The sequence below is a fragment of the Candidatus Trichorickettsia mobilis genome, assembly GCF_034366785.1.
Classification (GTDB): domain Bacteria; phylum Pseudomonadota; class Alphaproteobacteria; order Rickettsiales; family Rickettsiaceae; genus Trichorickettsia; species Trichorickettsia mobilis_A.
The window spans coordinates 1,421,736-1,434,832 of sequence record NZ_CP112932.1 but is presented as its reverse complement, the minus strand read 5'-3'; the positions used below and the strand labels follow the sequence as shown (position 1 = coordinate 1,434,832).

Here is a 13,097-nt window from a genome sequence, read left to right as displayed (position 1 = left end):
AAAAAGCATCTCGAAACCCGCTGCTGGATTCATACCCTGTATTCAGTTGAGCGTCAATTACAGCATCTCCTGCGCGTATTTGTTTCATCGCAAGACCCATCCGTCTTGATCTCGCGTATTCAACAAACGTCATTCCAAACCTTTTCTTGAATTGACGACGCGCCGTTGATGCATCTACTGACAACTCTTCAAAATCACGATCTTTCCAGCGCCTTGATGGATCAGCTTCAACGGCATCAACGAGGGTACGAACTAAATCTGATACTTGACCTGGATGAGATAGTGGGCGGCAGCGCATACATGGCCTAAACGATGCTATCAATGCTTCTTGTGCTGTTTTATAGAATTCACAATTCTCAAATTTTGGTTTGCGTGCAGGGCATGTTGGACGACAAAATACACCTGTTGTTTGAACTCCTACAAAAAATACACCCTCATAGTGTGCGTTCTTATCAAGAAGTGCTTGATAGAATTCTTGTTTTTGAGCGTCTGTTATCATTTATATCCTACATTAATGTCGCTTGAGCTAGAAGTGTAATCACTTATCACTATAGGATTACTATAACGATTCCAGAAAATCGTGCGACCGAAATTCAGGCATTGATTTTTTATATGAAAAATTTATTGCTTCCCCACCTCAGACAAAAAGGACCTAATAGATGAGAAGAACTCATTTGGCTTTTCTATGTAAGGAAAGTGCCCACAATCGTTTAGATACACAACTTTAGAGCCTGGGATAGCTTTTTGTATAGTTAGCGCACTACCAACAGGAATAATGTCTTGATTGCCGTGTATAATTAAAAAAGTTGGCACATTAAGCTTACCTAAGGCTGGTACTAGATTAGAATCAGGAGTAAAATACGTTGTCTTTAACATAAGTGATAATACATTAAATCCACCAATTGCAGATTCTTTGCTCATATCTAATGTTAATTTATGGACGTTTGAAGCTTCTTTAAAGTATACAGAAAATAAATCACGATATGCCTGGTTGATTTGTTTCCTGTTAAGTGCGCTCAGAGTTTTGTCATTGAAGAGCGGATCAATCTTATGTTTTATGCCTTGCGTTCTTTTATTAAACTCATCAGCAAAAGCTTTTTGGTCTTCATAATTAGCCGGAGCCGAGCTAACTAGTATCAAAGATGAAACATTATCTGGGTACTTAATAGCATAATTCATGGATAGAAAACCGCCCCATGAATGGCCAATAATAGCTACATTTTTTAAACCTAATTCTAATCTTAGTGTTTCTAAATCTTTGGCAAATTGGTCGCTGCTTATATATTTAGGGTCGATACTAGTTTCTAAAGAACGCCCAGAACCTCTTTGATCATAAAAAATCACTTCATGATCTTTAGCGAGCTCTAACATTTGAGGCAACAGATAACTTTGATCCAAGCCAGGGCCACCGTGCACTACTATTGTTGGATCTCCCTTTCCAAATCTTTGATAAAATAATTTACCGCTCTCAACAGAGATGTATCCTGATTTTAATGGAGATACCTGCTGATGGCTACTGATAGCATTGTTATCTTTAATGTTGTGGCATCCGGTAACTGCGAATAAAAGCAGCGTACAAGCGACTAAAACATGTAATTTACGAATGATGCCCATTTACAACCTCTATAAGAATTTCTGATTGCTAAACCCCACAATAAAAAAGAGAGGCGCATAACATATGTAAACATAACATATTTCTTGTTGGAAGGATAGTGGAAACTGCTTTCCATCCTTTGATCTACCTCATTTTCTCCGTTTCGAATCCCCATCGCTACTTCGGCTTTTATTCTCTAAAAATGAAGGCCGCAAAAAGGATCAACCTTTAAAACTCAGGTAAATAGAGGGTTTGAGGACATGCGTACCTTCATCGGGAGTGTTCGCATGTATCGGAGATAGAGAGGGTAAAATGATGAAATTGGAGAAAGTAAGGTACGGGTCTAATGCAACACTAAAACGCTGGAAAGCTCATGGATACTGAGGTTTTGAGGCCTGCTGATGCTAAAAAAAGACGTGAGAAAAGTTCTCTTTAAGAAAGCTGGCGGATAGGGTGGGATTCGAACCCACGGTACGGTTGCCCGCACGCCAGTTTTCAAGACTAGTTCCTTAAACCACTCGGACACCTATCCAAGAGGATACATACCAGATTCTGCAAAATGTTGCAAGTGAAAATGGTTTCATTATAAATTTATCTTTACCAGCACTTATAGTTTGAATCGATAAGGTAGTAACTTTTTTTGCTGTTGTTTGTAAGTGTTGTTCTGGAACTGAGTTGTGAACCTAATACAATACTGAAACATATATTGTAGGTATGACATATTGCAGGGACGATATTAGAAAGTATTTTCAAAAACCGTGAACTCACAAATAACAGCAAAAAAGTTACTACCTTATTGATTTAAGCTATATCTCAATATTAATAGCGATTAAATTTTTAAAATTAGTTAAAACACAAAGTTAACTGAGTCCTTTTTTAGCTTATTATTTAGAAATATTCTACTTATGATCTTTATTTTGATAGAAGCTTCTTGAATGTTAAGCATAGTTAATCTATATTAAATACCTAACAATACATACTTCTACAAGCTGATCTAATATTTATCCAGAACAATATTAAATATGAAAGCTAAATTATTGAATTTTGTGGCACTTGACCTTGGCAGCAGTAAAATTGCAGCCATAGCGGCACATATTGATAAAAAAAGTGAAATTAAAATATTAAGTCATAATTTACATCATGCCGTTGGTATTAAATCAGGTGTTATTACTGACCTACAAGCCGCTGAATCTAGTATTATTAATGCTATTTATGCTATCGAAAAAGACTGTAACAAAAATATTAAACGAATATCAATCTCATTATCAGGAGCTGGCACCAAATCGCATTATACAAATCATAAAATTAAACTCTCTGGATCGCAGATAACCATACAGGACATTAAAAAACTATTACAAAAAATGTTAGTAGAATTTAAAGTTAAAGATCAGGAAATTATCCATTATTTTCCAGTAGAATTTTTAATCGATGATCATCATATTGTTGAAAATCCGATTGGAATGTTTGGTAAAGAATTAAGTTGTAGATTACATATCATTACTGCTAGCTCAAACGTATTAATTAACCTGACCAATTGCTTGGCTAAATGTCATATTGAAGTAAGTAATATTATCTTATCAATATATGCCACTGGCATTGCCTGCTTATCAAATGATGAAAAAAATCTTGGAGCTATCATTATCGATATAGGTGCAAAAACTACTGCCGTTGGAATTTTTCTGGCTAATAAATTAATATATTCTAATTATATCACTATAGGAAGTTGGCACATAACCAATGATATAGCGAAAGTATTCTCCGTTAATATAAATACCGCAGAAAAGCTAAAAATACTATATGGTAGCGCCCTACTCTCACCTTTTGAACCAGATATACCTTTACGCATCGAAGAGTTTGAACCTGATAATCAATATAATCCTAATATGGTTATTAGCGTAAGTCAGTTAACTGCTGTAATTAATCCAAGAATAGAAGAAATTTTATCTATGGTTAAGCAGCAATGTGATCAAGCAGCTGTTGATTATTTAATTGCACGACGGATAGTATTGGCCGGAGGCGGTGCTGCACTTAAATCAATTAGAGAGCTTGCAAGTACTGTTTTTGAAAGACCGGTACGTATCAGTAAACCTAATGGTTTAGCTGAAATCGAAACCTCTAACCTCGAAATGTATGCAACTGCTATTGGTATGGTTACTGATCACGCTCATCGGCAACAAAAAAATTCTTTGAATCTTCATAATATTAACGAAAATAGTAGCTGGTTTAAAAAAACCTTAATATGGCTTAAGGCCAATCTCTAAGAGCCTGTCAGATCAGTATATATAGAGAGGAATTTTTAGAAAAAACAAAGTAAAGTACCGTAGTATATTCTTGGTATATTAGGAACGAAAACAAATTTTGACGACAAAATTACCTCTTCGATCTACTGATCTGACAAGCTCAAACTATATCTATCTACGCAATACCTAGGTATTGCGTACAAAGTTTTAATGGGCTTATTTATGTATTTTTTGTCTGCAAAATAACAAAGATTTTTTGAAATAGATAAGCTATTCCTGCAAAATCTTTATTATTTTTCAACTAAAAACCATTATAAATAATCTCCATAAAATTTTGTTCACAAAGCCTAACTCATTTTGCAGAGTATACCAATTTCTTTATGCTTCGAAATATCTATCTAGCAATAATCATGTTCACTATTGCTAATCATAACACAACGAAAGCCTCAGCCTGGTTACCACAAGCTGGCAACTATAAATATCATGCTGCTGTGCATACCATAGATCAACGATCTATAAAAAATAAAAAAAGTAGAGCAAAAACATTCAGAGAGATCCAAGAAATTATTTATTCACTGACAGAATATCGATACAAGAACAAACTTTCTCCTAATTCAATTCAATACTTAGAAATACAAAAAGATATCGATTATTTGAGTAAAGCAGCAGCTCTACTTACCTCGTATAATGACGAACAAATGTACAGCTCATCGGTAGAATATGGCTTATTAAACAATAAGATAAGCTTTGGTATCAAAGCGCTACACAAAGACAATAAATTTGATTCAGGATCCACAAAATATATAGCTTCCTATGCAAATTCAGCAGATATATTCGCTAAATTCAAGCTGTTAGAACGTAATTCTTATATTTTTTCAATACAACCTCAAATTTGTATTCATAAAGAATCAACAACGTTTCAGGAGTTATTTTATGAAACTGCACTTCTAACCGGCACCACCTCTACTAGAGGTAAGTTTACATTGATTGTGGATAGTGCAATTGCACTTGGTCATGGAATAAGTTCAAACGCCCATAAAAAACGTTATTATAGTTTTACAGTCTCTGAGAGTATTAAATTACCATATGGCCTTATGCTAACCAATTTTTCTAAATATTATCTTCGAAATAATTATGGTTCTACCTATAATGACACTATTTATGAACAACTTTCAATTGCAAAAGAAATTAATTTTGATACTGTAAGGCAAAATAATTTTACTATAAGTTTTGGATATTTTTGGAACCGTAGTTTAAATTATAAGAACTATAAAATATCTGGCACAGTATTTTCAATATGGACAGAAATATAATCAATAACTTAGATAATGAATTAACTATAAATATAGTATCTCAAAAGCATGGTATTAAGATCATTGATGCCAATACCTCCATTAAAGTTATAAATTATCAAAATATTGCTAAGTATGTTAATCAAGGCTTTTTTGTTTATATTGATCATAATGGTCAACAGTTTATTGCTGTAAATAATTGTAATATCTTACCTAATTTACTGAATTCTACATTAAAAATTACATTAATTAAAAAACATGATTTCCATTTAATTCTAGAGCAAAATTTTAGCCATTTAAATACCGTTAAAGCTAAATATTGGCTAGATTTTATTACTTTTACTCCAACTACAAAAAATATTAATTTTTTAAAGATAACTATAGGCTTTAACATATTGTTTTTCTCATGTTTATTTGAATCTACTACTATCTTTCATTTATTGAATAATCTTTGTTATTTTACTCAAAATATGTTGAAGATATTTTTGTTTAAACAATCAATAATTAACAATTGCGATCTTTTAATTCCACTATCTCAAAATGATAGAGCCAGCAGGATCAAATTGCCAACATATACAATTTTAGTGCCGTTATATCAAGAAGCAGCAAAACTTGAATCGATAATCAACTCCCTTGTCTCTTTAAATTATCCCAAGCATCTACTAGATATAAAAATAATTATTGAAGCAGATGATTATTTATTAGTAAACCTCTTAGCTAATTACAATTTGCCGTTTTATATCCAGGTACTGATCGTACCATACTCGATCCCCCGCACTAAACCAAAAGCTCTTAATTATGCTATTACCTATGCTAGAGGAGAATATGTTACAATTTATGATGCTGAAGACCAGCCCGAACCAGATCAACTGCTAAAAGTAGTAAACGCATTTCAACAATTACCTAAAGAATTTGCTTGTATCCAAGCAAAACTAAGTTTTTATAATGCTCATGAAAACCTATTAACTAAATTTTTCAGTATAGAATATACTATTTGGTTTGAATATTTGCTTAAAGGCTTAAGCTTATACAATTTTCCGGTACCTTTAGGTGGAACTAGCAATCACTTTAAAGCAGATATCTTGCGCATAATTGGATATTGGGATGCATATAATGTCACTGAGGATGCAGAGCTTGGTATTAGGTTATATGCACATGGCTATAAAACTCATATAATTGATTCCTATACTTTTGAAGAAGCCCCAATTACAATTGATAACTGGATTAATCAAAGATCACGTTGGATCAAAGGATTCATTCAAACATTCGCTATTTTTGTTGCTTATAAACCTAAACGAACTACCTTTACTTACTTGCAAATAATTGTAACTTATATTTTTATTGGACTTTCTACTTACAGCTTTTATTGTTTCCCCTGGCTGATCATTATAGTAATCATTAATAGCAACCCAACTATTGATTATTTATGGTTAATCAATAGTTTTTTTGCTTTGGTGTATAGCTATAGCGCTGCTTTATATGCACTATATGCCAATAATAAATCTGAAAACAAAAAAAGATTTCATTTGCTTGATTATTTAGGACTAATATTTTGGCCATTGTATTTTATCTTGCACAGCGTGGCTAGCTATAAAGCGATGTGGGAAATTATTAGAAAACCCTTTGCCTGGAATAAAACTCAGCATGGCATCAGCACTCAGGATAATGACAAATTACTTATAAATGTTGATCAAGATTCTTGAATTAACTAATCTTTGTAATAAAATATTCTGAGAGTGTTCAATGAACCATACGCATTAGTCTCTGTGAACAGTTAATTCACGATTTTTTTTAATTCTCTCGATGTCATTTCTACTTTCGTCAGAAACCTGAGTATTTTCACTATTATATTATGATGAGTACTAGATGACATTTGATATTTTGGCACAAATGTTATTAATGTATGAGATACAATTTATAATTCATATTTTAATATAATTTAGTTGTTGAAAATACAACTTATGGTATATTAGGTTTAGCAAATGGCATACTCTAAGGTAAAAATATTATCTTTGTTAGAGAATAGCTGATTTTGTTATTAAATTATGGAGATGAGGTATTTATGAGTAAGTTAAATTTAATTGATCATAAAAATCATAATAACAATTTTTCTAAACAGCAGCTAAAACAACAACCATCGCTTTCATCGCTTTCAGTCAAAACATCATTGCCACATGATATTACGCGAATCTTGCCTATAAACGAACAACAGCAGGTAGTACTTACTTATTCGCCGTCAAATGCTGTTGCCGCATATCTATACGATAGAGGTCAGGATATGTGTCATGATCTTACGCGAGAAAATTGGCCATCAGTACTAAGAAGTGTAGCTAATGTAGAAGAATTTAAGCATATCACAAATGCTGCAACCACTTATGCTAGAGCTAGTATTTTAAGTAACGGTGATTTTAGCTTGGATCTCCAACCACGTCTCCGTGGTGGGATGATTGAAGAGAATGAACAAGATCCAAAATTTTGGTTTAATAAGGGTAATCAGTTCTATATAGAAGGTAGAAAAACAGAAGCTGTAAGTTATTATACTAATGCGATTAGTCTTAACAGTAATTATGTTGATGCTTACATAAATTTAGGCGCCATTTATTTTGATTTAGGTAATGTTGATTATGCAATTGCTTTTTATAATAAAGCACTTAAGATTGATCCCGATAATGGAGCAGCTTATCATAATAAAGGTTTTGCTTTATTTGAATCGCGTAAATTTCAAGAGGCACTTAGTTGTTATATCGCAGCAATTAGGTGTGATCCTGAAAAGCCAATGTATCACTTTAAAAAGGGTGTCACTCTGTGTGAACTTGGTGAGTATAATAAAGCAGTGGTATGTTTTGAGAATGTACTTAAGTTAGATCCTACTGATGCTGATACTTGTAATCTTATGGGAATTGCTCTGTCTAAAACTGGCAGAGATAAGGAAGCAGTAGGTTATTTTGAGCGAGTATTAGAGTCAAATCCTCATAATCCTGGAGCTGCTATTAACAAAGGTATTGCTCTTAATGTTTTGGGTGAGTCTGAGGCAGCAATAAAATGCTACGATCAGGTGATCGAGGACGATGACCAATGTGTTACTGCTTATATCAATAAAGCTAATGTTTTATCGGCATTAAGTAGATTTGCTGAAGCAATAGAATGCTATGACAAAGCAATTACAATTAGCATAGAACTTGGAATAGAACCTAGCGCTAAATGTTACTATAATAAGGGTGTTGCTTTGTCTAGATTAGTAGGTAAGACAAGGGAAGTGTTGAAATGTTATGAGAAGGCAATTGAACTGGATCCTAATGAGGCAGTGTATTATAACAACAAGGCCAGTACGATTGCTGCTTTAGGTGAGATAGATGAGGCAATACGATGTTATGATAAGGCAATTGTGCTAGCTCCTGATGATGTCCTATATTATTGCAATCGTGGTAGACTCTTCAATCGCCTAGGTAATAGTGCAAAAGCTCTAGAAGATTTTAATTATGCTTATGGTTTAGTACAAAAGAGTAAGTTTGGTGATAACTTGGATCAAGAGAATTTAGAATATATTAATATAACGTTAGATAATGACCGTAATTTGTTGTTAAAGAAATTAACAGAGTTACAAGGAAATGCTATCGAATTTGAACAAAAATTACAAAAGCTTAGAACGTTTAACGTAAGTAATGTTGCTGCGCAGGAAAAAATTAATGATATTACCCAACAATTTATTCAATTTAAAGAAGAAAAAACGCTAGCGGTTAATGACGCTGTTGATGCATTAGATACAAGCACTAACCAAGCGTTAGATGTAAACTGTCTTGCCGAATTGACTGAGAAATTTTTAGAAATGCAGCGCCAGCTTGAGGCACTAACGGCTAAAAATATAGAATTAGAGACTGAGGTTAAAAAGATACACGAAGTACTAGATGAAGCTGGTGTTAAAGAAATGGCGGAGGTCAATCAAATATTGAGATCACTTAAAGCAACGCCAAAGCTATATGGTTATTATACTACTGCCTATTGGGTGTTGTTAAATTATATTGGTGCTTATCGAAATATGGAAACCGGATTAATTCGAGGTGATACAGGAAGTGATCGTGTCGAGCAAGCAAAAGCAGTTGGTAGTACTGCATTGAGTGTGGTAACTAGCGTCAGCACGCTAGCAACCAAGGCAGCAAATTATGGTGCTAAATTAATTGAAAGTGTTCCTTTGTTAGGTGGAGCAATCAAGCTGATTGATGTAATAATTACTGATGCTTATCATGCTTATAAAAATGAAATATTATCACAACGGCAAAATATAATTAATAGTTTGGTAAGAACTTATTCTACTGATGCGCATTTGAGTATCGGTATTGCTAAAGCAGTAATAGCAGTAGTCGGTGCCAAGAAGGATCAAATATTAAATTGTGAGAGTTTAAAATCACAACCACATAGTGCTATTTTATGGATCCAAAAGAAATTGAGTAGTTTGGTAGGAACAGCCCCTGATCTTTACGATACTCCAGAAAAACAGCTGGCCTTTGCTGATGTTGGTCTGCTATTGGGTTATTTATATAAGAATTATCAGGAACTAGATCTAACTAAATCATTAGATGTACAATTTTCAGAAATCATAGTTAATGGTAGATTAATCGTGCCTAGTGTATCAAGCTCAGCTCAACGTCATCTCACAACAGAACAAGCAAACCCTTGTAATTGTTTGGTAATGTGATTAAAGACATATTTGTAAGCCAAGATATTATTTATCACACATGTTGATTGTTTTTTTATCGGAAATGTAGTTTTGTTGTAATAATGAAAAAATTAACTTACATTTAATGAACAATACACAATATTGCAACGTAATTCTATTTGGAAGGTAGTATGGCAAAGGACAAAACTTTAAAAGAATTAGTTCTAGTTACAACTGAGAGTGAGCAGGATTTTGATCAGCTGCAAAAAAAGATTTTAAAAATTGACATTGGTCAACTTGCATCAGAGGGATTTTTGCAGCCATTTTTAGATAATTTTAAAAATTTTGAATCTCGAGAAACAATTTTTAAAAATATTTTAGATAAGATTAGAATTTTTGAGGCTGAACATGATGCAAACAAGTCATTCAACCATATAGTAAAGCTTAAAGCAGGTTGTTTAGCGGCAATGGGTGAAGATATTTATAATAATCCTGTAGAAAATGAAGTAAAGGAGATGAAATTTTTGCGACTTCAAAAGTCTGTTAGCCATTTAGAATCAGCCAATAAATTATATCAAGATCTTAAAGAATGTAGTGAACAAGTTACTACAGTTAAAAATTTAATAAACAAAATTATAACTAATTACGGTGATTTAGAAGAAGGATTCAAGTTAGCATTATATTCTCTTCAACAGAGAGAAAGTAATTTTGAGTCCCCTCACTTAGATGTGCTTGAAGCGCAATTAACTTTAGCAAAATTGGGAACAGAAAGCAAAATCTACAATACAAAAATTGAAGGTTTAAAGTGTGCTGAACTCACATATAATAAAGTTTGTAATTTTGCTGATATTTCTGAGAATGCTCATCTTGTATTTCAAGCTCTAGATTATATGAGTAATATATATTCTAGTTTAGGAGATCAAGAAAAGGCTAGTGAATTGTCAAAAAAAGCAGCCTATGTCATGAAAAAATTTGAGCTAGCTCCTATGCAGGAATCATCAGAAAACAGTAAAGAAAATAGCTTTGAGGTTGAAGCGCGTTCTTTAATCTTACAAAAAGGTATCACCGATTATTCAGTACTTAAAATTAAGCAATTACTGCAAGAAAGTATTTTAAACCCAATTCAGAAAGCTGCGGCAAATGGTAAATGGCATGATGTACGTTATTTTGTTGTAAAAGACATTGATTATGGAGTAGCCGGGTATTTAGAAGAGGGATACTTAAAATACACATTAAGAGAATTATGTAGTGAAGAAAATTATAAAATAGCTTTAGGTTTATGTTTTGAAGCAATTAACCTAGGTATAATGGGTAGCCATAATAAAAATCCATTAACTGCGGCAATATTTTGTCAACAATATCCAGATCTTATCCAAGAAATAATAAAAACTCATCCGGAATATTTTGTTGATGGTAAGCTTTTGCAAACTTCATTAATAAATTCCCACATATATACAGAAAAATTGCTTGGAACACAAATAGTAGAAAATGCAGAATATAATAGATTTTTTGAAGAGGCAATTATCCCATTGATAAAGGCTAGACTTGAAACAAGTATATTTAACCCAATAAAAGCATTAGCGAGTAAGGGCGATTGGTCAGCAATGCATAGCAAGACATTGCAAGGCTATTTGACAGAAGATTATTTAATGAATAGTGTCTTGGGTAATAACTTATCTAAAATTCCTGATGTTATATCAATAGTTAGAATATTAGCTTTTAACGCACTACGTGAAGGAATAGAAACGTCAAATTCTGTAAATTTTGCATCCATTCAGAAATTTATCGAATTATATCCTGACTTGAATATAAGAATCATCGATAATCATCCAGAATATCTTACAAATCAGTTCATAGCCCAAATTTGTGATAATGCCAAAAAACTTTATATTGCTCAGAAACTTAAAGAAATTATTGATAAAAAAGATCAAGGGAATATTAGTGAAGAAGATGAAGATATAGAGATTCAATCAGAAAATATAGATATTCAACCTGAAAATAAAGTTGTTATATCAGATAATCAACAAGAAATAAAAGTGTCAGTATCAGGCGAAATATTGGAGGTTAATGAAAATTAATGCTTCATACTCAACCACGATGTCATCTCAGCAAAGACTGCGATCCATAAATCTACTAGGTTTTTATCAGCTAATTGAAAGTAGAAAACTGGATTCTGGCTTTCGCTAGAATAACGCTGATGTCCTGTGCAGGTTAAGCTGCATGGGACTTTGCTCGCTGTCGATAAAATAATATTATAAATAATAATGTTGACAAAATATTAAAAAATGCGATTATATGTTAATATAAATAACATTAGATTAAACATATGAGATCATTTACTTCAGCTACTCAAGCTATAGGCTATAGCAGTTTTTTTGTTGCCTTATCTGCTCTAATGAGTTACTTAACATATGATAATCTTACTTCTGACGAACCAGAATATCATACTTATCCTGTTGCAACAGCAGGAGTTTTAGCAATTACCGTATGTGCTATAGGTAATGCTATTGATTATTTCACTGGCACTGGGAAGCATGAAGAATAGAAGATTAAGTTTTTGTACACAATATGTGCTCGATAAACATATTTCTAGCGACTGACTGCAGTTGAACATTATGAAAAAAATATCGATTGAAGAAATAACTAGTGAGCTCTAGAGCTTGCCGCTTTGATTGCTCATCTATCACAACCGGAATAGCAGAAGATAAAAACTTTGGTAAAGGCAATAGCTTATCAGCATATTTTGCTCCTGAGCTAGTTGACACGGCTTTACCTGACTTTGGCGAAACATAAGTCAGATCATAGTTAGCATTAGTTACTGCACAACGCTCTAATTGTAGCTCATAGCCTGAGTGTTTTAATATTTCTAATTCAATTTTTATATATTCTAAAAAATTAAAGCTAATTGCCAAATTATCCAAATATTGCTTTAATGGTAGGAAAAAATTATTATGTGGTTCACGTTCATGAAAAGCAAAAGTGATAATATTAATTATCGAGTTAAAAGCATAAAGCTTAGTTTTATTACTTATAAAATAGTTACTATACGATTTTATTAATTCACACTTTGAACTGCCTATATGCTCTATCAATCTTGCTTTCCAGTGAAAATCTACCAAATTCCCTATTTGATAGATAGAACGTGATTTATATGAAGCCTCATAAATTACTCCTGAATGTAAACCATGCTCTTTAGTAAATAATAAAATAATACTACTATGCTCTTTCAAAGGTTTTTTTGCAATAATTATGCCGATATCCTGAAAATTCATATCATCTGCAACGCTAATTCTAGAATAGTTTTTAAAACTTGATAA

Annotated in this window: 8 protein-coding genes, 1 tRNA gene and 1 pseudogene; 6 read left to right on the top strand and 4 right to left on the bottom strand. The window is 32.7% G+C overall.

The window, feature by feature from the left end; translation table 11 throughout:
• Positions 1 to 22: 22 nt before the first annotated feature.
• The 3 genes and pseudogenes from Trichorick_RS06585 to Trichorick_RS06575 all read right to left on the bottom strand — a co-directional run.
• A pseudogene (locus tag Trichorick_RS06585) lies at positions 23 to 499 on the bottom strand (bifunctional transcriptional activator/DNA repair enzyme AdaA); the annotation flags it as partial.
• Between the two features lie 122 nt (positions 500 to 621).
• Positions 622 to 1,614: an alpha/beta fold hydrolase gene (locus Trichorick_RS06580; protein WP_323738200.1), complete on the bottom strand. Its 993-nt coding sequence runs from the start codon at positions 1,612 to 1,614 to the stop codon at positions 622 to 624.
• 422 nt (positions 1,615 to 2,036) lie between these two features.
• Positions 2,037 to 2,126: transfer RNA gene (locus tag Trichorick_RS06575), tRNA-Ser, on the bottom strand.
• A 490-nt stretch (positions 2,127 to 2,616) separates the two neighbouring features.
• Here Trichorick_RS06575 and ftsA point away from each other — a divergent pair.
• From ftsA to Trichorick_RS06545, 6 genes are all read left to right on the top strand, one after another.
• Entirely contained in the window at positions 2,617 to 3,855 is a 1,239-nt protein-coding gene (ftsA, locus tag Trichorick_RS06570; RefSeq protein WP_323738199.1) for a cell division protein FtsA, read from the top strand.
• A gap of 389 nt (positions 3,856 to 4,244) precedes the next feature.
• Positions 4,245 to 5,147 (top strand): hypothetical protein, encoded by a 903-nt coding sequence (locus tag Trichorick_RS06565; protein WP_323738198.1) that lies wholly within the window; start codon positions 4,245 to 4,247, stop codon positions 5,145 to 5,147.
• Positions 5,132 to 6,829, top strand: a complete 1,698-nt coding sequence (locus Trichorick_RS06560) for a glycosyltransferase family 2 protein (RefSeq protein ID WP_323738197.1) — start codon at positions 5,132 to 5,134, stop codon at positions 6,827 to 6,829. Before Trichorick_RS06565 ends, Trichorick_RS06560 begins: the two co-directional genes overlap by 16 nt.
• Before the next feature lie 359 nt (positions 6,830 to 7,188).
• Positions 7,189 to 9,819 carry a tetratricopeptide repeat protein gene (locus Trichorick_RS06555; RefSeq protein ID WP_323738196.1) on the top strand — a complete coding sequence of 877 codons (2,631 nt, stop codon included), beginning with the start codon at positions 7,189 to 7,191 and terminating at the stop codon, positions 9,817 to 9,819.
• Positions 9,820 to 9,971: 152 nt separating this feature from the next.
• On the top strand, positions 9,972 to 11,858 hold the full coding sequence (locus Trichorick_RS06550; RefSeq protein ID WP_323738195.1) for a hypothetical protein: 1,887 nt from the start codon (positions 9,972 to 9,974) through the stop codon (positions 11,856 to 11,858).
• A gap of 248 nt (positions 11,859 to 12,106) precedes the next feature.
• Positions 12,107 to 12,325 carry a hypothetical protein gene (locus tag Trichorick_RS06545; RefSeq protein WP_323738194.1) on the top strand — a complete coding sequence of 73 codons (219 nt, stop codon included), beginning with the start codon at positions 12,107 to 12,109 and terminating at the stop codon, positions 12,323 to 12,325.
• Positions 12,326 to 12,329: 4 nt separating this feature from the next.
• On the opposite strand, the gene recO is transcribed toward Trichorick_RS06545, so the two are convergent.
• Positions 12,330 to 13,052, bottom strand: a complete 723-nt coding sequence (gene recO / locus Trichorick_RS06540) for a DNA repair protein RecO (protein ID WP_323738893.1) — start codon at positions 13,050 to 13,052, stop codon at positions 12,330 to 12,332.
• Between the last annotated feature and the right edge of the window lie 45 nt (positions 13,053 to 13,097).

Bases quoted from the DNA above. Each gene is read 5' to 3' on its own strand.
- Trichorick_RS06580 (WP_323738200.1), bottom strand. From the start codon at position 1,614: ATGGGCATCATTCGTAAATTACATGTTTTAGTCGCTTGTACGCTGCTT.
- ftsA (WP_323738199.1), top strand. From the start codon at position 2,617: ATGAAAGCTAAATTATTGAATTTTGTGGCACTTGACCTTGGCAGCAGT.
- Trichorick_RS06565 (WP_323738198.1), top strand. From the start codon at position 4,245: ATGTTCACTATTGCTAATCATAACACAACGAAAGCCTCAGCCTGGTTA.
- Trichorick_RS06560 (WP_323738197.1), top strand. From the start codon at position 5,132: ATGGACAGAAATATAATCAATAACTTAGATAATGAATTAACTATAAAT.
- Trichorick_RS06555 (WP_323738196.1), top strand. From the start codon at position 7,189: ATGAGTAAGTTAAATTTAATTGATCATAAAAATCATAATAACAATTTT.
- Trichorick_RS06550 (WP_323738195.1), top strand. From the start codon at position 9,972: ATGGCAAAGGACAAAACTTTAAAAGAATTAGTTCTAGTTACAACTGAG.
- Trichorick_RS06545 (WP_323738194.1), top strand. From the start codon at position 12,107: ATGAGATCATTTACTTCAGCTACTCAAGCTATAGGCTATAGCAGTTTT.
- recO (WP_323738893.1), bottom strand. From the start codon at position 13,052: ATGAATTTTCAGGATATCGGCATAATTATTGCAAAAAAACCTTTGAAA.